Source organism: Streptomyces sp. CB01635 (assembly GCF_002803065.1).
Classification (GTDB): Bacteria; Actinomycetota; Actinomycetes; order Streptomycetales; family Streptomycetaceae; genus Streptomyces.
In genome coordinates this window covers 68,325-87,643 of the sequence record NZ_NNBL01000025.1, presented here as the reverse complement: position 1 = coordinate 87,643, position 19,319 = coordinate 68,325, and the positions used below count along the sequence as shown (strand labels likewise).

15 protein-coding genes and 1 pseudogene are annotated in these 19,319 nt (G+C 70.5%); 5 read left to right on the top strand and 11 right to left on the bottom strand.

The features are described from left to right. The first annotated feature begins 90 nt into the window (after nt 1-90). On the top strand, nt 91-2,703 hold the full coding sequence (gene rph, locus CG723_RS37195; RefSeq protein WP_100597950.1) for a rifamycin-inactivating phosphotransferase: 2,613 nt from the start codon (nt 91-93) through the stop codon (nt 2,701-2,703). A gap of 138 nt (nt 2,704-2,841) precedes the next feature. On the opposite strand, the gene CG723_RS37190 is transcribed toward rph, so the two are convergent. Then, nucleotides 2,842-3,999, bottom strand: coding sequence for an acyl-CoA dehydrogenase (locus CG723_RS37190; RefSeq protein WP_100597949.1), 1,158 nt, complete (start codon nt 3,997-3,999; stop codon nt 2,842-2,844). 172 nt (nt 4,000-4,171) lie between these two features. Here CG723_RS37190 and CG723_RS37185 point away from each other — a divergent pair, with 172 nt between their 5' ends. Continuing rightward, complete coding sequence (locus CG723_RS37185; RefSeq protein ID WP_100597948.1) at nt 4,172-5,515, top strand: UDP-glucose dehydrogenase family protein; 1,344 nt, start codon at nt 4,172-4,174, stop codon at nt 5,513-5,515. Between the two features lie 82 nt (nt 5,516-5,597). Then, the gene (locus tag CG723_RS37180; RefSeq protein WP_100597947.1) at nt 5,598-5,960 is read left to right on the top strand and encodes a VOC family protein; all 363 of its coding nucleotides are present in this window, start codon (nt 5,598-5,600) and stop codon (nt 5,958-5,960) included. A 21-nt stretch (nt 5,961-5,981) separates the two neighbouring features. On the opposite strand, the pseudogene CG723_RS37175 reads toward CG723_RS37180, so the two are convergent. The 4 genes and pseudogenes from CG723_RS37175 to CG723_RS37160 all read right to left on the bottom strand — a co-directional run bounded on the left by CG723_RS37175 (nt 5,982) and on the right by CG723_RS37160 (nt 10,146). Then, a pseudogene (locus tag CG723_RS37175) lies at nt 5,982-7,083 on the bottom strand (dipeptidase). Nucleotides 7,084-7,265: 182 nt separating this feature from the next. Beyond that, nucleotides 7,266-8,453 (bottom strand): dipeptidase, encoded by a 1,188-nt coding sequence (locus tag CG723_RS37170; RefSeq protein ID WP_100597946.1) that lies wholly within the window; start codon nt 8,451-8,453, stop codon nt 7,266-7,268. A gap of 5 nt (nt 8,454-8,458) precedes the next feature. After that, nucleotides 8,459-8,986, bottom strand: a complete 528-nt coding sequence (purE, locus tag CG723_RS37165; RefSeq protein WP_100597945.1) for a 5-(carboxyamino)imidazole ribonucleotide mutase — start codon at nt 8,984-8,986, stop codon at nt 8,459-8,461. Beyond that, entirely contained in the window at nt 8,983-10,146 is a 1,164-nt protein-coding gene (locus CG723_RS37160) for a 5-(carboxyamino)imidazole ribonucleotide synthase (protein WP_199842045.1), read from the bottom strand. Before CG723_RS37160 ends, purE begins: the two co-directional genes overlap by 4 nt. Nucleotides 10,147-10,266: 120 nt before the next feature. On the opposite strand from CG723_RS37160, the gene CG723_RS37155 reads away from it, so the two are divergent. Further along, nucleotides 10,267-10,809 carry a GtrA family protein gene (locus tag CG723_RS37155; protein ID WP_100597943.1) on the top strand — a complete coding sequence of 181 codons (543 nt, stop codon included), beginning with the start codon at nt 10,267-10,269 and terminating at the stop codon, nt 10,807-10,809. 25 nt (nt 10,810-10,834) lie between these two features. Here the strand turns inward: CG723_RS37155 and CG723_RS37150 are convergent, their stop codons facing one another. Together CG723_RS37150 and CG723_RS37145 are read right to left on the bottom strand one after the other, a co-directional pair. Then, nucleotides 10,835-12,109: an ATP-binding protein gene (locus tag CG723_RS37150; RefSeq protein ID WP_100597942.1), complete on the bottom strand. Its 1,275-nt coding sequence runs from the start codon at nt 12,107-12,109 to the stop codon at nt 10,835-10,837. A gap of 15 nt (nt 12,110-12,124) precedes the next feature. Continuing rightward, nucleotides 12,125-12,802, bottom strand: a complete 678-nt coding sequence (locus tag CG723_RS37145; RefSeq protein ID WP_100597941.1) for a response regulator transcription factor — start codon at nt 12,800-12,802, stop codon at nt 12,125-12,127. Between the two features lie 491 nt (nt 12,803-13,293). On the opposite strand from CG723_RS37145, the gene CG723_RS37140 reads away from it, so the two are divergent. Then, entirely contained in the window at nt 13,294-14,781 is a 1,488-nt protein-coding gene (locus CG723_RS37140; RefSeq protein ID WP_100597940.1) for a peptide MFS transporter, read from the top strand. A 131-nt stretch (nt 14,782-14,912) separates the two neighbouring features. On the opposite strand, the gene CG723_RS37135 is transcribed toward CG723_RS37140, so the two are convergent. The 4 genes from CG723_RS37135 to CG723_RS37120 form a co-directional block, all read right to left on the bottom strand. Then, the gene (locus CG723_RS37135; RefSeq protein WP_100597939.1) at nt 14,913-15,734 is read right to left on the bottom strand and encodes a MerR family transcriptional regulator; all 822 of its coding nucleotides are present in this window, start codon (nt 15,732-15,734) and stop codon (nt 14,913-14,915) included. Between the two features lie 119 nt (nt 15,735-15,853). Continuing rightward, a complete protein-coding gene (locus CG723_RS37130) occupies nt 15,854-17,146 on the bottom strand; it encodes a hypothetical protein (RefSeq protein WP_199842049.1) in 1,293 nt (430 codons plus the stop codon). A gap of 38 nt (nt 17,147-17,184) precedes the next feature. Continuing rightward, nucleotides 17,185-18,318, bottom strand: coding sequence for a hypothetical protein (locus CG723_RS37125; protein WP_100597937.1), 1,134 nt, complete (start codon nt 18,316-18,318; stop codon nt 17,185-17,187). After that, on the bottom strand, nt 18,315-19,298 hold the full coding sequence (locus CG723_RS37120; RefSeq protein WP_199842044.1) for a COG1470 family protein: 984 nt from the start codon (nt 19,296-19,298) through the stop codon (nt 18,315-18,317). Before CG723_RS37120 ends, CG723_RS37125 begins: the two co-directional genes overlap by 4 nt. Between the last annotated feature and the right edge of the window lie 21 nt (nt 19,299-19,319).

Sequence of the window (19,319 nt, the reverse complement as noted above, 5' to 3'; positions counted from 1 at the left end):
CGGCAAGAGGTTCGACGGAGTGGGAGAGGCCCCGGTGACTCGATCGGCCACCGCAGTACAACGGAGCACGGCCGCCTCGGAGGTGACGCGATGAGTGAGCAGTACGTGTTGGATCTTCAAGAGGTCGGCGAGACGCAGGTCGCGGTCGTCGGTGGCAAGGGCGCGCACCTGGGCGGGCTGTCGCGGATCGAAGGCGTCCGCGTGCCGGCCGGCTTCTGCGTGACGACGGACGCCTTCCGGCGGATCATGGCGGAAGCGTCGATCGACGAGCGGCTCGACCAGTTGGCGCGCCTGAACCCGGACGACCGGGAGGCGATCCGTACGCTGAGCGCGGAGATCCGCCGGACCGTCGAGGGGATCGCCGTCCCGGACGATCTCGCGGCGGCGATCACCCGCGCGCTCGGCCGGCGAGGCGAGCCCGGCGAGCAGGCCGCCTACGCCGTCCGGTCCAGCGCGACGGCGGAGGACCTGCCCACGGCCTCCTTCGCCGGCCAGCAGGACACGTATTTGAACGTCATGGGGCCGACGGCGATCCTCCAGCACGTCAGCCGGTGCTGGGCCTCGCTGTTCACCGAGCGGGCCGTGACCTACCGCCAGCGCAACGGCATCGACCACCGTACGGTCCACATGGCCGTGGTCGTGCAGCAGATGGTCTTCCCGCATGCGGCCGGCATCCTGTTCACGGCCGACCCCGTCACGGGCAACCGGAAGGTCGCCACCGTGGACGCCGGCTTCGGTCTCGGCGAGGCCCTGGTCTCCGGCCTGGTGAACCCGGACGTCTTCAAGGTGCGAAACGGCGAGGTCGTCGCCAAGGCGATCGCCGCCAAACAGCGTGCGGTTCACGCCCTGCCGGCCGGCGGTACGCAGGAAGTGGCAATCGACTCGCAGCGGCAGGAGCAGCCGGCGCTGACGGACGCTCAGGCCGTGCGGCTCGTGCAGCTCGGGCGGCGGATCGAAGCGCACTTCGGCCGCCCGCAGGACATCGAATGGTGCCTGGTCGACGATGACTTCCAGATCGTTCAGAGCCGGCCGATCACGACGCTGTTCCCCGTCCCCGAGACCCTCGACCAGGAGAACCACGTCTACGTCTCCGTCGGTCACGGGCAGATGATGACCGACCCCATGAAGCCCCTGGGGTTCTCCATGTGGCAGCTGACGGCCATGGTGCCGATGCACGAGGCCGGCGGGAGGCTGTTCGTCGACGTCACCCGGCGCCTGGCCTCGCCCGCGAGCCGCGCCGGCCTGCTGGACGCCATGGGGAAGGGCGATCCGCTGATCAGGAACGCTCTGGAGACCGTCCTCGACCGCGACGATTTCGTCCCGTCGCTCCCGGACGCGGGCCCCGGGGGGCCGCCGGCCGGCGGTGCGCCCGCCCCGATCGAGACCGATCCGGCCGTCGTCACCAAGCTGATCGAGCGCAGCCAGGTGTCCATCGCCGCGCTGGAGCGCGACGTCCGGACGAAGACCGGACCGGCGCTGTTCGACTTCCTGCTGGAGGCCTTCGAGGAGCACAAGCGGGTCCTCAGTGATCCGCTGAGCATTCAGGCGATCATGGCGGGGATGGAGGCCACGTGGTGGCTCAACGACAAGCTGCAGGAGTGGCTGGGCGAGAAGAACGCGGCTGACACGCTCACCCTGTCCGCCCCCGACAACATCACGTCGGAGATGGGCCTCGAGCTGCTCGACGTCGCGGACGTGATCCGAACGCGGCCGGAGGTGGTGGCGTTCCTGCAGGGCGTCGAGAACGCCGGGGACACAGCCTTCCTGGACGAGCTGGCGAAAGTCGCGGGCGGGACCGAAGCACGCGACGCCGTCGAGGCCTACCTCGACCGGTACGGCATGCGCTGCGTCGGCGAGATCGACATCACGAGGCCCCGCTGGCGCGAGCGCCCCACCACGCTCGTGCCCGTGATCCTCGACAACGTCAGGAACTTCGGACCGGGCGCCGCGAAGCAGCGCTTCGAGCAGGGGCGGCAGAAGGCGCAGCAGAAGGAACAGGACGTGCTGTCCCGCTTGCGGGCCCTGCCGGACGGGGACCGGAAGGCCGACGAGACCAAGCGGATGATCGACCGGGTCAGAACCTTCATCGGGTACCGGGAGTACCCCAAGTACGGCATCATCAGCCGCTATTTCGTCTACAAGCAGGCCCTGCTGGAGGAGGCCGAGCGCCTCGTGCAGGCGGGCGTGCTTCCTGAGAAGGAGGACATCTTCTACCTCACGTTCCAGGAACTCCACGACGCCGTGCGCTCGAACCAGGTGGATGACCGGCTCATCAAGGAGCGCAAGGACGCGTTCCGGTCGTACCACGCGCTCACCCCGCCCCGGGTGCTCACATCGGACGGTGAGGCCGTCACCGGGGCGTACCGGCGCGACGACGTACCGGACGGCTCCCTGATCGGCGTGCCGGTGTCCGCCGGGACCATCGAGGGAAGGGCCCGCGTCATTCTCGACATGGCGAAAGCCGATCTCGAAGCGGGCGACATCCTGGTCACGGCCTTCACGGACCCCAGCTGGTCGCCGCTGTTCGTCGGAATCGCGGGCCTGGTGACGGAGGTGGGCGGCCTGATGACCCATGGCGCGGTGATCGCCCGGGAGTACGGCCTGCCGGCCGTCGTGGGCGTGGAGCAGGCCACCCGGCTGATCCGGGACGGGCAGCGGATCCGCGTGCACGGAACCGACGGGTACGTCGAGATCCTGCCCTGACCGGACACACCGGAATTCAGACCCGAACGGCCCCCGGCAGCACGCCGGGGGCCGTGGTGTCTGTGCAGGTCGGAAGCGGCCCGGAGGTCAGTGCCAGCCCAGTGCCGGCCCAGGATCTCCTGCGCAGCGAAACCCTTGTTACGGCAGGTTCCTGGCCATCACGATCCGCTGGACCTGGTTCGTGCCTTCATAGATCTGTGTGATCTTCGCGTCGCGCATCATGCGCTCGACCGGGTAGTCGCGGGTGTAGCCGTAGCCGCCGAGGAGCTGGACGGCGTCCGTGGTGACCTCCATGGCGACGTCCGAGGCGAAGCACTTGGCCGCGGCGCCCTGGAAGGTGAGGTCCGCGTCGCCGCGCTCCGACTTGGCCGCGGCCTGGTACGTCAGCGCGCGGGCCGCCTCGATCTTCATCGCCATGTCGGCGAGCATGAACTGGATGCCCTGGAAGTCGGCGATCGGCTTGCCGAACTGCTTGCGCTCCCTGACGTAGCCCTTGGCGTAGTCGAGGGCGCCCTGGGCGATGCCGAGGGCCTGGGCCGCGATGGTGACGCGGGTGTGGTCCAGGGTCTTCATCGCCGTGGCGAAGCCGGTGCCCTCCTCGCCGATCATGCGGTCGGCGGGGATGCGAACGTTGTCGAGGTAGACCTCGCGCGTCGGGGAGCCCTTGATGCCGAGCTTCTTCTCCGGGGCGCCGAAGGAGACGCCCTCGTCGGACTTCTCGACGACGAAGGCGGAGATGCCCTTCGAGCGCTTGGTCGGGTCGGTGACGGCCATCACCGTGTAGTACTCGGACTCGCCGGCGTTGGTGATCCAGCGCTTCACGCCGTTGAGCACCCAGGAGTCGCCGTCGCGGACCGCGCGCGTCTTCATGCCCGCGGCGTCCGAGCCCGCGTCCGGCTCGGAGAGGCAGTACGAGAACATGCCCGCGCCCTTGGCGAGCGGCGTCATGTACTTCTTCTTCAGCTCCTCGGAGCCGGAGAGGATGACGGGCAGCGAGCCCAGCTTGTTCACGGCCGGGATGAGGGAGGAGCTCGCGCAGACGCGGGCCACTTCCTCGATCACGATGACGGTCGCGAGGGCGTCGGCTCCGGCGCCGCCGTAAGCCTCCGGTACGTGCACCGCCTGGAGGTCGTTCGCGACGAGGGCGTCGAGGGCCTCCTGCGGGAAACGCGCCTCCTCGTCCACCGCCGCGGCGAACGGCGCGATCTTGGCCTCGCACAGGGCCCGCACGGACTCGCGGAGCATGTCGTGCTCTTCGGCCGGACGGTACAGGTCGAATTCGGGCGATCCTGCCAAGGTGTCTCACGCTCCAAGGACGCTAATTACCGTTAAGTAACCCAAATTTTATGCGTCTGCCCACCAGAGGGATACGTGAGCTACGCGACAGCGGAAACGTGCCCTGTGAGGGCCCGCGTCACGCCCGACTATGCTCGGGGCCGCACTGCAGCCGTACACCTCTGGAGCTCTCATGGCCTTGAAGATCACCGTGATCGGCACCGGCTACCTCGGCGCCACGCACGCCGCTGCCATGGCCGAACTCGGCTTCGAGGTGCTGGGGCTCGATGTCGTGCCCGAGAAGATCGAGATGCTCACGCGGGGCGAGGTCCCCATGTACGAGCCCGGTCTCGAGGAACTGCTGCGCAAGCACGTCGCCGGGATCGAGGGATCGACCGGGCGGCTGCGCTTCACCATGGACTGGGCCGAGGTCGCCGAGTTCGGTGACGTCCACTTCGTGTGCGTGAACACCCCGCAGAAGCACGGCGAGTACGCCTGCGACATGTCGTACGTCGACGCCGCGGTGGAGTCACTGGCCCGGCACCTGAGCAAGCCGGCACTCGTCGTCGGCAAGTCGACCGTGCCCGTCGGCAGCGCCGAGCGCCTCGCGGCCCGCATCCTGGAACTGGCGCCCGCGGGCGGCGACGTCGAGCTCGCCTGGAACCCGGAGTTCCTGCGCGAGGGCTTCGCCGTCCAGGACACGCTGCACCCGGACCGGATCGTGGTCGGTGTGCGCAGCGACCGGGCCGAGAAGACCCTGCGCGAGGTGTACGCGACGCCGGTCGGGCAGGGCTCGCCGTTCGTGGTGACGGACTTCCCGACGGCCGAGCTGGTCAAGACGGCCGCCAACTCGTTCCTGGCGACGAAGATCTCCTTCATCAACGCGATGGCCGAGGTCTGCGAGGCCGCGGGCGGTGACGTCGCGAAGCTCGCGGAGGCGATCGGCTACGACGAGCGGATCGGATCCAAGTTCCTGCGGGCCGGGATCGGCTTCGGCGGCGGCTGTCTGCCCAAGGACATCCGGGCGTTCATGGCGCGCGCCGGTGAGCTGGGCGCGGACCAGGCGCTGACGTTCCTGCGCGAGATCGACTCCATCAACATGCGGCGCCGGGGCCAGATGGTCGAGATGACCCGTGAGGCGCTCGGCGGGGGTTCGTTCCTGGGCAAGCGGGTCGCGGTGCTCGGCGCCACGTTCAAGCCGGACTCCGACGACGTACGCGACTCACCGGCGCTCAACGTCGCCGGGCAGATCCACCTCCAGGGCGGCCAGGTCACGGTCTACGACCCGAAGGGCATGGCCAACGCGCGGCGCCTGTTCCCCACGCTCGGCTACGCGGAGTCCGCGGAGGCGGCCGTGCGGGGCGCGGATGTGGTCCTGCACCTGACGGAGTGGCGCGAGTTCCGCGAGCTGGACCCGGCGGCGCTCGGTGAGCTGGCCGGCACACAGCTGATCCTCGACGGGCGCAACGCGCTGGACCCGGTGCTGTGGCGCAAGGCGGGCTGGACGTACCGGGCGATGGGCCGTCCCGCCGCCTAGGGTTGGTCGTTTGCGGGAGCATGCAGTAACGCGGTTACCTCATGCACGCCTCTACGGGTAACCCTCACACCGAGGAGATGTCATGGCTCTCGCCACGCTGGGTGTCGTCGTCCTGGACTGTCCCGACCCGCGCGCGCTCGCCGATTTCTACGCGGAGGTGCTCGGCGGCACCGTGACGAGCGACGACGGCACGTGGGTCGACCTGGAGGTGCCGGGCGGCCGGCCGCTCGCGTTCCAGGCGGCGCCCGACTTCGTGGCACCGTCCTGGCCCGCGCCCGACCGGCCGCAGCAGTTCCACCTGGACCTCACGGTCGAGGACCTCGACACGGCGGAGAAGGGCGTGCTGGCCCTGGGCGCCAAGGTCCTCGACGCGGAGGACCGCTCGCGCACCTGGAGGGTCTACGCGGACCCGGCAGGGCACCCGTTCTGCCTGTGCGCCTGCTGAGTCCGCTCCCCTGGCCGCCCGTCAGGTGTCGAGGAGTTCGATCCTCGCCGTCGACGGCGGGCGGCGCAGCGCGGCCGCTCGTGCCGCGAACTCCGTCTCGCGCAGCACGCGTTGGACGTTGCCCCACGTGAGGCGTGCCAGATCCGAGTCCGGCCAGCCCCGCTCGATCAGTTCCGCGATGAGGTGCGGATAGCGCGAGACGTCGGCGAGGCCGTCCGGGTGCACGGCTCCGGTGTCGTACGCGCCCGAGAGGCCGACGGACTCCGGGCCGGCCACCCGCCGCACATGGTCCAGATGGTCGGCGACGTCGCCGAGTCCGGATCCTGTGCGCTCCGCGGAGCACGGCACGAGGCACACGCCCTTGGCCGCGCCGAGGTCGGCGAGCAGATCGTCGGGGACGTTGTCGGGGTGGCTGTTGAGGGCGAGGGCCCCTGAGTGGGTGAGGATCACCGGGGCCTTGGTGAGGGCGAGGACCCGGCGGGCCGTGCGCACGGAGGCGCCGGTGAGGTCGGCGAGGACGCCGATCCGGTGCATCTCGCGCACCACCTCGTCGCCGAACCGGGTCAGCCCCGCGTCCGTGGCCCAGGAGGTGCCGGTGAGGGTGAGCACGCGCAGGCCGAGCGTGTGCAGGGCGCGCAGCGTGGCGAGGGAGGCCCCGATCGCGGCGGCCGGTGCGGGGCCCATGAGGACGGCGATGCGGCCGTAGTCGCGGGCGTCGCACGACTCGGAGGCGGGCCAGGCGCAGGCCCTCGGGGTGGTCGGCCACGACCTGCTTGGCGAAGTCGAGCTGTTCGAGGACCGCGGTGACCGGGTGTTCGGCGTGCGCCGTGCCGGGCAGCGGGCGCAGCGTCCACAGGAGGGCGCCGACACCTCCGTCACGCAGCCGGGGCAGGTCGGTGTCGACCGAGCTGTCGCCCAGTTCGAGGTCGTACCAGGGCAGGGTGCGCAGCGTTGCGGGCAGACCGCAGTAGCCGTCGGCGACGGGGTGGGTCGTGAGGAGGGCACGGGCGCGGGCGAGCGTGTCGTCCGCGGGGGGCTCGGGAGCCTCCTCGGTCGGTGAGGCGAGCTCGTCGAGCTCTCCTGTCTCGGCGGTGGCGGTCAGTTCGTCCTGCAGGTCTGCCATGGCAAAGCTCCGGGCGTCGACGGTGTCGGCAGTACGCTCACCGTCACACGCATGGCCCGCAGCCACCTGGCGGGCGGCGCGTTCGGGCGACACCGCGCCGCCCAAACCTCCGGAGCGGAAGAACTCCGGAGGTTTTGGACAGGTCGTTCAGCCGTCGGGCCAGGGCCCTCGAGCCAGGCCGTTCAGCCGTCGAGCTGCTCCAGCGTCGCGTTCGACGGACCGCGGCGGGACTGCTCGTCCCGAGCCACGTCCTCCGCCGCGCCGAGGACCCGTACCGCGTTCTGCCAGGTCAGCTTGGCGAGGTCGGGGTCCGACCAGCCGCGGTCGACGAGCTCCGCGATCAGGTTCGGGTAGCCCGAGACGTCGCCGAGGCCGTCCGGCAGGAACGCCGTGCCGTCGTAGTCGCCGCCGATGCCGATGTGGTCGACGCCGGCGACCTCGCGCATGTGGTCGAGGTGGTCGGCGACCGTGGAGACGGTGGCGACCGGACGCGGGCGCGCCTCCTCGAACGCGCGGTGGAGCTTCATGGCCTCCGGCGACGTGTCCAGGTGGTGGAAGCCGTGCGCACGCAGATTCTCGTCCGCGGCGGCCGTCCAGTCGACGGCGGCCTGGAGGACGAACTTCGGCACGAACGTGGCCATCGCGACGCCGCCGTTCGCGGGCAGCCGCTCCAGGACGTCGTCCGGGATGTTGCGCGGGTGGTCGCACACCGCGCGCGAGGACGAGTGGGAGAAGATCACCGGCGCGACCGAGGTGTCGAGCGCGGCCCGCATCGTGGTCGCCGCCACGTGCGAGAGGTCGACGAGCATGCCGGCCCGGTTCATCTCCCGCACGACCTCGTGGCCGAAGGGCGAGAGTCCGCCGACGCCCGGCTCGTCCGTCGCCGAGTCCGCCCACGCGATGTTGTCGTTGTGCGTGAGCGTCATGTAGCGCACGCCCAGAGTGTGCAGCGCGCGCAGCGTGGCCAGCGAGTTGTCGATGGAGTGGCCGCCCTCGGCGCCCATGAGGGACGCGATCCGGCCCTCGGTGCGGGCGGCCTCCATGTCGGCGGCCGTCAGCGCGCGGCGCAGGTCTGCCGGGTAGCGCTCGATCAGCTGCTGGACGCAGTCGATCTGCTCCAGGGTGGCGCTGACCGCCACGTCACCGGCCATGTCCGAGCGCACGTACACGGACCAGAACTGCGCGCCGACCCCGCCGGCCCGCAGCCGGGCCAGGTCGGTGTGCAGATGCGCGCTCTGGTCGACGGCGATGTCCCGCGCGTCGATGTCGTACGCGACCTGCTCACGCAGCGCCCACGGCAGGTCGTTGTGGCCGTCGACGACGGGGAAGTCGGCGAGTATCGCGCGGGCCCGCTCCAGCGAGGTGGTCATCGCCGTCACTTCCCGAAGCCGAAGCCGGACGCGCCCTCGACCTTGGCCCGCAGCCGCTTGCCCTTCTCCGTGGCCTGGTCGTTCAGCTCCTGCTGGAACTCCCGCATGCGGCCGAGGAGGTCCTCGTCGTGCGTGGCGAGGATGCGCGCCGCGAGGAGGCCCGCGTTGCGCGCGCCGCCGACGGAGACGGTGGCGACGGGGACGCCCGCGGGCATCTGCACGATGGACAGCAGGCTGTCCATGCCGTCGAGGTACTTCAGCGGGACCGGGACGCCGATGACGGGCAGCGGGGTCACGGAGGCGAGCATGCCCGGCAGATGGGCGGCCCCCCCGGCTCCCGCGATGATCGCCTTGAGACCGCGGCCGTCCGCCTGCTCGCCGTACGCGATCATTTCGCGCGGCATGCGGTGGGCGGAGACGACATCCACCTCGTAGGGGATCTCGAACTCGTCGAGAACCTGGGCGGCGGCCTCCATGACGGGCCAGTCGGAGTCGGAACCCATGACAATGCCAACGACAGGGGACGTGCTCATTCGGTGATCGTTCCTCTGAGGTAGCCGGCTGCGTGACGGGCGCGCTCCAGCACGTCGTCCAGGTCGTCGCCGTAGGTGTTGACGTGGCCGACCTTGCGTCCGGGCTTCACGTCCTTGCCGTACATGTGGATCTTGAGCTTCGGGTCGCGGGCCATGCAGTGCAGGTACGCGGAGTACATGTCCGGGTAGTCGCCGCCGAGGACGTTGCACATGACCGTCCAGGGGGCGCGCGGGCGCGGGTCGCCGAGGGGGAGGTCGAGGACGGCGCGGACGTGGTTCGCGAACTGCGAGGTCACGGCCCCGTCCTGGGTCCAGTGGCCGGAGTTGTGCGGGCGCATCGCCAGTTCGTTGACCAGGATGCGGCCGTCGCGGGTCTCGAAGAGCTCGACCGCGAGGTGCCCGACGACACCGAGCTCCTTCGCGATGCCGAGCGCCAGCTGCTCGGCGAGCAGGGCGAGGTTCTCGTCGAGGCCGGGGGCGGGCGCGATCACCGTGTCGCACACGCCGTCGACCTGCTGGGACTCGACGACGGGGTAGGCCACGGCCTGGCCGTGCGGGGAGCGGACGACATTGGCCGCGAGCTCCCGTACGAAGTCGACCTTCTCCTCCGCGAGGACGGGGACGCCGGCCTTGAAGGGCTCGGCCGCGTCGTCCAGGGACCGTACGAACCACACCCCCTTCCCGTCATAGCCGCCGCGCACCGTCTTGAGGATCACGGGGAACCCATCACTGGCGGGATCGCCGTCAGTGGCGCCCTCCGCCGCGAAGGCCGCCACATCGGCAGGGTCCTTCACGAGGCGGTGGCGCGGGCAGGGAGCGCCGATCTGAGTGAGCTTCGCGCGCATCACACCCTTGTCCTGGGCGTGCACCAGCGCCTCGGGTCCGGGGCGCACGGGGATACCGTCCACCTCCAGGGCCCGCAGGTGCTCCGTGGGCACGTGCTCGTGATCGAAGGTGATCACGTCACAGCCCCGCGCGAAGTCACGCAGCGTGTCCAGGTCGCGATAGTCGCCTATGACGACATCGCTGACCACCTGCGCCGCGGAATCCTGAGGAGTGTCACTGAGGAGCTTGAACTTGATGCCGAGCGGGATGCCCGCCTCGTGTGTCATACGAGCGAGCTGCCCCCCGCCGACCATGCCGACTACCGGGAACGTCACACCCCCAGGGTATCGGCCGCCCCGCGGTGCCAGGATCAGGCGTCCCCAGGCGCCCGACCTGCCGCCTGGTTAGCATGACTGAGTCGATATATCGGAACTACGGGGGCTGGGGCGAGCACGATGAACGGACCTGCCACTTGGCGTGCGCGGCTCGACCGGCTCGGTCGCGAGGTCGCCAAATTCGGTGCCGTGGGCGCGCTCGGAACCCTGGTGAACTTCGGTGTCTCCAACTTTCTGTGGCACACCACGAACCTTCAGGCGGTGCGGGCGAACGTCATCGCCACGATCATCGCCATCGCGTTCAACTACGTGGGGTTCCGCTACTTCACCTACCGTGACCGCGACAAGAGTGGCCGGACGCGGGAGCTCTCGCTGTTCCTGGCGTTCAGTGCGGTCGGCCTGGTGATCGAGAACGGCGTCCTGTACCTGGCGATCTACGGCTTCGGCTGGGACAGCTCGCTGCAGCGCAACGTCTTCAAGTTCGTCGGCATCGGCATCGCGACGCTGTTCCGGTTCTGGTCGTACCGCACGTGGGTCTTCAAGACCATGCCCGGCCGCGAGGCCGTCACCCGCGCCGAATCGTTCCTGGAGGCCGGGGACGGGCGTGACGGGCGGGACGGGCGCGAGGACCGCCGCTCCGACATCCAGCGCACCCACCGCTGACCGGGGCCGCTCACCGGCCGGCCGGCTAGCGAACCGTCTCCGTCCCCTCACCCGGCGCCGACTTCTTCAGCGGCGTACGCGACAGGAACAGGCCGAACACCGGCGGGTTCGTCTGGAGCATCTCCAGGCGGCCGCCGTCCGCCTCGGCCAGGTCGCGGGCGACCGCGAGACCGATGCCCGTCGAGTTGCGGCCGCTGATGGTCCGCTCGAAGATCCGCGCCCCCAGGTCCCCCGGCACCCCGGGACCCTCGTCCGTGACCTCGACGACGGCCTGGTTGCCGGTGACGCGGGTGCGCAGCGCGACCGTGCCGCCGCCGTGCATGAGCGAGTTCTCGATCAGCGCGGCGAGCACCTGGGCGACGGCGCCCGGCGTGCCCACGGCCTTCAGATGCCGCTTGCCCGAGGAGACGATGGCGCGGCCCGCGCTGCGGTAGGCGGGGCGCCACTCCTCCAGCTGCTGCTTGATGACCTCGTCCAGGTCGAAGGAGACCGCGGACCCCGTGCGCGGGTCGCGCGAGTTGGTCAGCAGCCGCTCCACGACGTCCGTGAGCCGCTCGACCTGCGCGAGGGCGATCGTCGCCTCCTCCTTCACCGTGTCCAGGTCATCGGTGACGGTGATCTCCTCCAGGCGCATGGAGAGCGCCGTGAGGGGCGTACGGAGCTGGTGCGAGGCGTCGGCCGCCAGGCGCCGCTCGGCGGTCAGCATGCGGGCGATCCGCTCGGCGCTGGAGTCGAGGACGTCGGCGACCCGGTCCAGCTCGGCCACCCCGTAGCGGCGGTGGCGCGGGCGGGGGTCGCCCGAGCCGAGGCGCTCCGCGGTGGACGCGAGGTCGGTGAGCGGGGACGTGAGCCGGTTGGCCTGGCGTACGGCGAGCAGGACCGCGGCGATGACGGCGAGCAGCGCCACCCCGGCGATGATCAGCAGGGTGCGGCCGACCTCGCGGGTGACGGAGGAGCGCGGCTCCTCGACGGTGACCGTCTCGCCCTTCTCGCCCTTGGCGGTGGCCTGGATGACGTCCCCTCGGGGGCGCTCACCGATCTCGATGGGGGCGCGCCCCGGCAGCTCGATCCTGGCGTACCGGTCGGGGCCGACCTGGTTCCTCAGGATCGCGCCGGTGACCTGTTCGTCACCGAGGAGCCGGCTGTCGACGATGCTGACGAGCCGGACCGCCTCGGAGTCCACCCGCTCCTGGGCGCTGTTGGTGATCGTGCGGGTCTCGACGATGACGAGCGAGACCCCGAAGACAGCGATCACGACGAGCACGACGGCGAGCGTGGAGTTGATCAGACGGCGGCGCATAGCTGTACCAGTACGTCAGCTCTTCTCGAAACGGAAGCCGACGCCGCGCACCGTGGCGATGTAGCGCGGGTTGGCGGCGTCGTCGCCGAGCTTCTTGCGCAGCCAGGAGATGTGCATGTCGAGGGTCTTCGTCGACGACCACCACGTGGTGTCCCAGACCTCGCGCATCAGCTGGTCGCGCGTGACGACCCGGCCGGCGTCGCGCACCAGGACCCGCAGCAGGTCGAACTCCTTGGCGGTGAGCTGGAGTTCCTCGTCGCCCATCCACGCGCGGTGCGACTCGACGTCGATGCGGACCCCGTGCGTGGCGGGCGGCTGCTGGGGCTCTGCGGCGCCGCGCCGCAGCAGGGCCCGTACGCGGGCGAGCAGTTCGGCGAGGCGGAACGGCTTGGTGACGTAGTCGTCGGCGCCGGCGTCCAGGCCGACGACGGTGTCCACCTCGTCGGCGCGGGCGGTCAGGATGAGGACGGGCACCGTGTGCCCCTCGGCGCGCATCCGCCGGGCGACCTCCAGGCCGTCCATGCCGGGCAGCCCCAGGTCGAGTACGACGAGGTCGATGCTGCCCTGAAGTCCCGCGTCGAGCGCGGTCGGGCCGTCCTCACGCACTTCGACCTCGTAACCCTCCCTGCGCAGGGCACGGGCCAGTGGCTCCGAGATGGACGCGTCGTCCTCGGCGAGCAGTACACGGGTCATGCAGTGATGGTAGTCCGCGCCGGACGGCGGCCGGGGGGTGATCCGCCAGGGCCGTGACCTGGCCGGGTGGACCTGCGGCTGTGGGATGAGATCCTGGAGGACGCCTTCGAATCCGCGCGAACGGTTCCGTCATGGCCTGTGATCCATCTCTCAAGTCCTTCCATATGCCGCACTGTCGTGTCGTATGGTGACTGAACGCCTGATGCACTAAAGAAGGCCTTTGAGCGTACGCGCTGCGAAGGTCTCTTTCATGTGTGAGCTGGTCACCGCCAGCGTTGAAGGAATGACCTGTGGGCCGGGCCCCGGACGCGAAGTCGCGCACGGGGCGTGGATCCCGGGACAGCCGTACCTGGTCTCCGTAAGCGTCTTCGCACGCGGAGGCGATCCCCTGTGGGCGTGGGGAGGAGGACGGCAGGTCCCGGTGCCGGCCACCCCCCTCACTGGCCGCGCGGTCACCCACGACCCGCGACCCGTACCAGCAAGGAACTTCCATGGCGACCAGCCTGACGAAGGAATCCACCGGGGCACCCTCCGGCGGTAAGACCTTCTTCGGCCACCCTCGCGGTCTGGCCACTCTGTTCATGACCGAGATGTGGGAGCGTTTCTCCTACTACGGCATGCGCGCCCTGCTTCCGCTGTACCTGGTGGCCCCCGAGGGGCTCGGCCTCGACGCGGGCACCGCGATCGCCATCTACTCCGTCTACGTCTCGACGGTGTACCTGCTCGCCATGCCCGGCGGCTGGTTCGGCGACCGTGTGTGGGGACCCCGCAAGACGACCGCGATCGCCGGTGCGGTGATCATGATCGGTCACCTGCTGCTGGCCATACCGTCGAACGGCATCTTCTACGTCGGTCTGCTCTTCGTGGCCGTCGGTTCGGGTCTGCTGAAGTCCAACATCTCGACGATGGTGGGCCACCTCTACAACGGCGCCGACGACCCGCGCCGTGACGGCGGCTTCACCGTCTTCTACATGGGCATCAACCTCGGCGCGTTCGCCGCGCCGCTGGTCATCGGCACCGTCGGCCAGAACGTGAACTGGCACCTCGGCTTCGCCCTCGCCGCGGTCGGCATGGCGATCGGCCTCGGCCAGTTCCTGCTGGGCACCCGCCACCTGTCGGAGAAGTCGTCGGTCGTCCCGAAGCCGCTGGACGCCGCCGAGCGTGCCGCCACGCTGAAGAAGTCGATGATCTGGCTGCTCGTCGCGGTCGTCTTCTACGGCATCGTCGTGGGCACCGGCACCTACACCCTGAACTGGGTGATGGTCCCGCTCATGCTGGTCGGCCTGATCGTCCCGATCATGGTCCTCGGCCGCATCAAGCGCGACAAGGAACTGACGAGCACCGAGCAGTCCAAGGTCTCCGGCTACATCTGGTTCTTCGTCGCCGCCGCGGTCTTCTGGATGATCTACGACCAGGGTGGCTCCACCCTGTCGATCTTCGCCGACAGCCACGCCAACACGAGCGTCTTCGGCTGGGACTTCCCGGTCTCCTGGTTCCAGTCCGTGAACCCGGTGATCATCATGGCGCTGGCCCCGGTCGCCGCCATGATCTGGCTGGCGCTGGCCCGCAAGGGCAAGGAGCCGAGCACGGTCACCAAGTTCTCGCTCGGCCTGGCCCTCGTCGGCATCTCCTTCTTCGTCTTCCTGCTGCCGCTGACGGCCGCGGGCGACGGCAAGGTCAGCCCCTGGTGGCTCGTCCTGATCTACTTCGTCCAGACGGTCGGCGAGCTGACGCTCTCCCCGGTCGGCCTCTCGGTGACCACCAAGATGGCCCCGGCGAAGTACGGCTCCCAGATGATGGGTGTCTGGTTCCTCGCGGTGACGGCGGGCGACGCGGTGACGGGTCTGCTCTCCACAGCCGGCGTCGACCTCAACGGCACGGGCGTCGTGGGCCTGGAGGCCGCGCTCGCGGTGATCGCGGGTGGCGCGGTCTTCATGTACCGCAAGAAGGTCAAGGAGCTCATGGGCGACGTGCACTGACGCACTCCGCTCGGCCTGTACACGTGTGAAGGGCCGCCGCACCGGATTCGGTGCGGCGGCCCTTCGGCGTTAGCGCTGTACGCCCCGTCGGGTCCAGCCGTGGGGGTCTTGCTGTCGCGGACGGCGATCGGTCAGGCCCGGGTCACCGGTGCCTGCAATTCCGTCACCCAGTCGTCAGCGTTCTCGGGACACTCCAGGTTGACCTCACGGGGGTAACCGTTCGACCGGTAGCCGTTGGCATCGGTCCAGCGGGCCAGGGTCTGCGCGGTGGGGAGCACGGTGTCCATCGAACCGCGGTGCACGATGGTCGCCGCCTGGTCGAGGGACGGCAGGTCGAGGACACGGAAGACGCCGTCCTGAAGAGGGGCAAAGACCTGGACGGCGGCGTGCACGCTGATCCTGCCGCCACCCTCCGGGGCGTCCTCGTAGTACGCGACTCCGGGGCCCGTGGGGGCAATACCCGCCGAGCCCAGGCACCGGAACAGCTCGTCGTAGAGCGGCCCGATCACCGGGCCGATGTCCTCGGGCCCGAAACTCGCGGCGGTCGCGGTCAGCTCCGCCACCCGGACAGCGGGGACGCTCTTGATGACAACGTCGTTCGTGGGCATGTGCCCCTCGCTCTCGATCGCTCGGAGCCTCGCCTCGACCTGGACCAGCCGGGCCCCTGCGGCAGCCACTGCGGACTCCAGTTCCGCCCGCCGCAGCCGCAGCATCCCGCGCAGTTCCTCGGCACCGACCCTCTCGTCCACGATGTCCCGCACCTGCTGAAGGACGAATCCGAGGTCCTTGAGCGCGATGATCCGGTTGAGGCGGGCGAGCTGAGCAGCGGTGTAGTAGCGATAGCCGCTCGCAGGGTCGACGTGGGCCGGGCGCAGCAGGCCGGTCGCGTCGTAGTGACGCAGCATCCGGACTGAGACGCGGCCGTGCCGGGCGAAGTCTCCGATGGTGAACATGATGTCTCCGAGCTGACCGCCTGACACGGTGTGAGGGTCAAGAAACTACTGGCCCGGGGACGCCGACATGGGCCCGGGGCGACCGTGCGCGCCCCGGGCCCATTGGCTCAGCTGTTCGTTCAGTTCGCCCGGCGCCGGCGCGGCAGGAACGTGAACACCGCTCCGCCCAGCAGGATCACCGTGCCCGCGACCAGGCCGAGGGCACGCAGGATGCCGTCGTTCGAGGAGCCTGTCTCCGCGAGGCCGCCGGAGGTGTCCGAGCCGCCCGCCGACCCGGAGCCCGAGCCGCCGGCCGCGCCGCCCGGCTGGGCCGCCGTGTCGATCTCCAGCGAGACCTCCGTCTTCGACGGGGTGCACGTGGTCGTCGTACCGAGGGCCTTCACCGTGAGCACTCCGGGCGACAGGGTCGACTTGCCGTCGGCGCCCGGCTTGTAGGTGCCGGTGAGGTCGGGGATGTTGATGGGTGCACCGGACTTGATGGGTTCCTTGTTCGTGGGGCCCTCCACATGGACCGTGCCCTTGTCGGCGCCGCCCAGCTTGACCTCCATCGACGGCTTGACCGAGTCGGCGGGGATGTCTGCCGGGCTGTCCATGACGGACTTCTTGAACTGGACCGTCAGGCCGTAGTTCCCGCCGTCCTTCTTGGCGTTGATCTGCACCGGCGAGGTGGCGCTCTTGTCGCCGATGGGCGTCTTGCACTTGTAGGGGATCTGGACTTCCTTGCCGGTGAAGTCACTCTTCCCGCCACCGCTGCCACCGGTGTCGCTGCCACCGGTGTCACTGCCGCCCGTACCGGAGGAGCCGCCGCTGGTGCCGCCCGTGGGGAGCCCGGTCGGCAGACCCGTCGGAAGCCCGGTGGGCAGGCCCGTCGGGAGGCCGGTGGGCAGCCCGCCCGTGGTCGCGCCGCCCGCGTCGGTGACCTTGATGGTCGCGCCGGGCTTGACGGTCTCCTTGGGCGAGCACTTGGTGTCCGTCGAGATCGGCTTGCTGACGTTGATGTTGTACTTGTCCGGGGTCAGCGTCACCTCGCCGGGCGCCGTCAGCTTGATCTTGCCCTTCATGTCGGAGAGCACCATGGGGCTGTTCTTCTTGATCGGCGGGTTGGTGCGGGTGCCCTCCACCGCCAGGTCCGCGGTCTGCGCGCCGCCCACCTTGACCGTGCCGGTCGGCTGGACGGTGTCCTTCTCCAGGTCGAGGACGTCGGGGTTGCTCGAGGCGGCCTGTGTCGTCTTCCAGACGACCTCCACCTCGTCCCCCACCTTCGCCTCGGCGGGCGCCGTGATCTCCACCTTCGTCGTGCCCTCCACGGGCGGCAGGCCGGAGATCGGGGGCGGGATGCACTCGGTCTTGTACGCGACCTCGGCGGCCTGTGCCGGTGCGGCGGCGAGCAGCAGGCCCGCACCGCCCAGCATCAGGGCGACGCCGGCCGCGCTCACTCTCCGTTGGGTGCTCACGTGTTTCCCTTCGTTGTCGGGCTGTTGTCTGACGGTGCGGAGAGCTGACCGGCCGGTGCGCCCGGATCGGTGTCCGGGGTGAACCAGGGCAGGGCCGTAGAAGTAGAAGCCGCGGTGGGGCCGGGACCCCTGTCCGTGGAGCGGCGGGACGATTCCGGGAGGGTCAACCTCGGCAGCCGCGCCGTCACTTCGGACAGGCGCAGGCCACCGCGGTGCCGGCCCGCGCCGCCGGACCGCCGGGGGCGTACGCGTTCGACGACGGCCATCCCGATACGGAACACGGCGGCCGGTACGACGACGCAGAGCAGGATCCAGAAGAGCGTCACGCCCCAGGGGCGGCCCACGCCCCACGGCTGCTCGGCGAGGACCTTGCCGCCGAACTTGAGGGAGACCAGGTAGTTGCCGTGCGCCCCCGAGGTGAGCTCGACGGGCAGCTTGATCTGCGCCTTCCTGCCGGGGGCGATCGTGCCGCGCCACTGCTGGTCCTCCCACTGCGGGGCGAACACGCCGTGGGAGGTGCCGACCTGGAAGACCGGGTCCTTGAGGGGGGCCGAGCCGACGTTGCCGACGGTGAAGACGAAGGTGCGCGACGCCGGGGCGCCGAACCAGGTCAGGACGCCGCTCGAACCGTCGAGCCGCGTATCGGTGAGGACGGACAGCTTCCCGCCGCCCGACTGCGTGGGGAGCGCCTTGACCGGATGGCCCGCGACCTTGAGCACCGCGTCCGCCTGCGCCTTGTCGCCGGTGACGGTCGCCACGTGGACGACGCACGGGCAGGGCACGGGCGGCTCGGCGACCGGGAGCTTCTTGCTGAAGGTGCCCTTGTCCCCGGTGGTGACGGCGCGGCCGTCGGCGTTGGCGCAGGAGTTCGTGCCGCCGATGACTCCCCTGCCGGGTTCGGACCGGCCGCAGATGAGCATCATGAGCAGCGTCTTGGAACGCCACCCGGAGCCGCTGACGGTGATCGAACCACCCGTCCCCGCCTGGGACTTGGACAGCGTGACGGCCGGCCCTTCCGCGGCGGAGGCGGCGGAGGCGGTCAGCTGCGGCAGGGCGACGAGGCCGAGCGCGGTGACCAGGACGAGCGCTGCCGCCCACAGCCGGGGCCCGCAGCGGTGGCGGCGGTTCATGACCAACTCCCTTGGATCTCTTGGCTCCCGTGGTTCCCGCTGTCCGCGCCGTTCTCGCTGCTTCCGCTGTCCGCGCCGTTCTCGCCGTTCGCATGCCGCCGTCGGCGTACGAGCCAGAAGGCCGCGCCTCCGGCGGCCAGGATCACGGCGCACGTTCCCGCGACCGCCGCCCACGGCACGAACCGCTTCGTCGCCGTCGCCTCGTCGTGGGCGCCGCCCCCGGCCGTGACCGTGAGCCGCACCCGGACCGAGTCGAGGACGGGGGCGTTCTTCCAGGGCTCGCTGAGGGTGACGCGGCGGCCGGGCAGCAGCTCGACCGGCAGCGTGCGCGGACGCCGGTCCAGCGCCCGGCCGAGTACGCCGTCGGCACGCACGGCCAGCCTCGGCGTCAGGACGGTGTTGCCGCGGTTGACGAGGTCGTACGAGATCCGGCCGCCGGTGACCCGCACCCGCTCGACGGTGAGCGCCGACAGGGTGGGGCCGCTGACCCGCAGATGGACGCTGACCCCGGTGTCGCGCCCGTTCGCGCTCGCCACGACGGCGCCGGGGTGGTCGCCGGGTGTGGCGTCGGCCGGGACGGTGACGGTGAAGGGCACCTCGGCGCGGGTGCGCGCCGGGATCTTCACCTCGCGCCTGGCGAAGGTGATCCACGCGCCCGTGTCGGTCGACTTCGTGCGCAGGGAGAGGGCGCCGGTGCCGGTGTTGTCGGCGTCGGCGCCCCGCAGCTTTACGGTCAGGGGGCGGCCGCCGGGGTTGGTGACGGCCACCTTGTCCTGGAGCACGGCGCCGGGCACCCCCTCCGCGTAGAAGTAGGGTCGCCCGTCCGTCGCGGGCCTGGTGCCGCCGCCCGCCGACGGGGCGACCGACCACGCGGGCGCCGTACCGGCCGCGGCCGCCGGGGCCCCCGCTCCCGCGGTCAGCAGGACGGCGGCCCCGCACAGCGCGCGCAGGCGGGCGCGGGCCCGGGGACTGGACGGCATCGGCGGCTCCAGGTTCGCGAA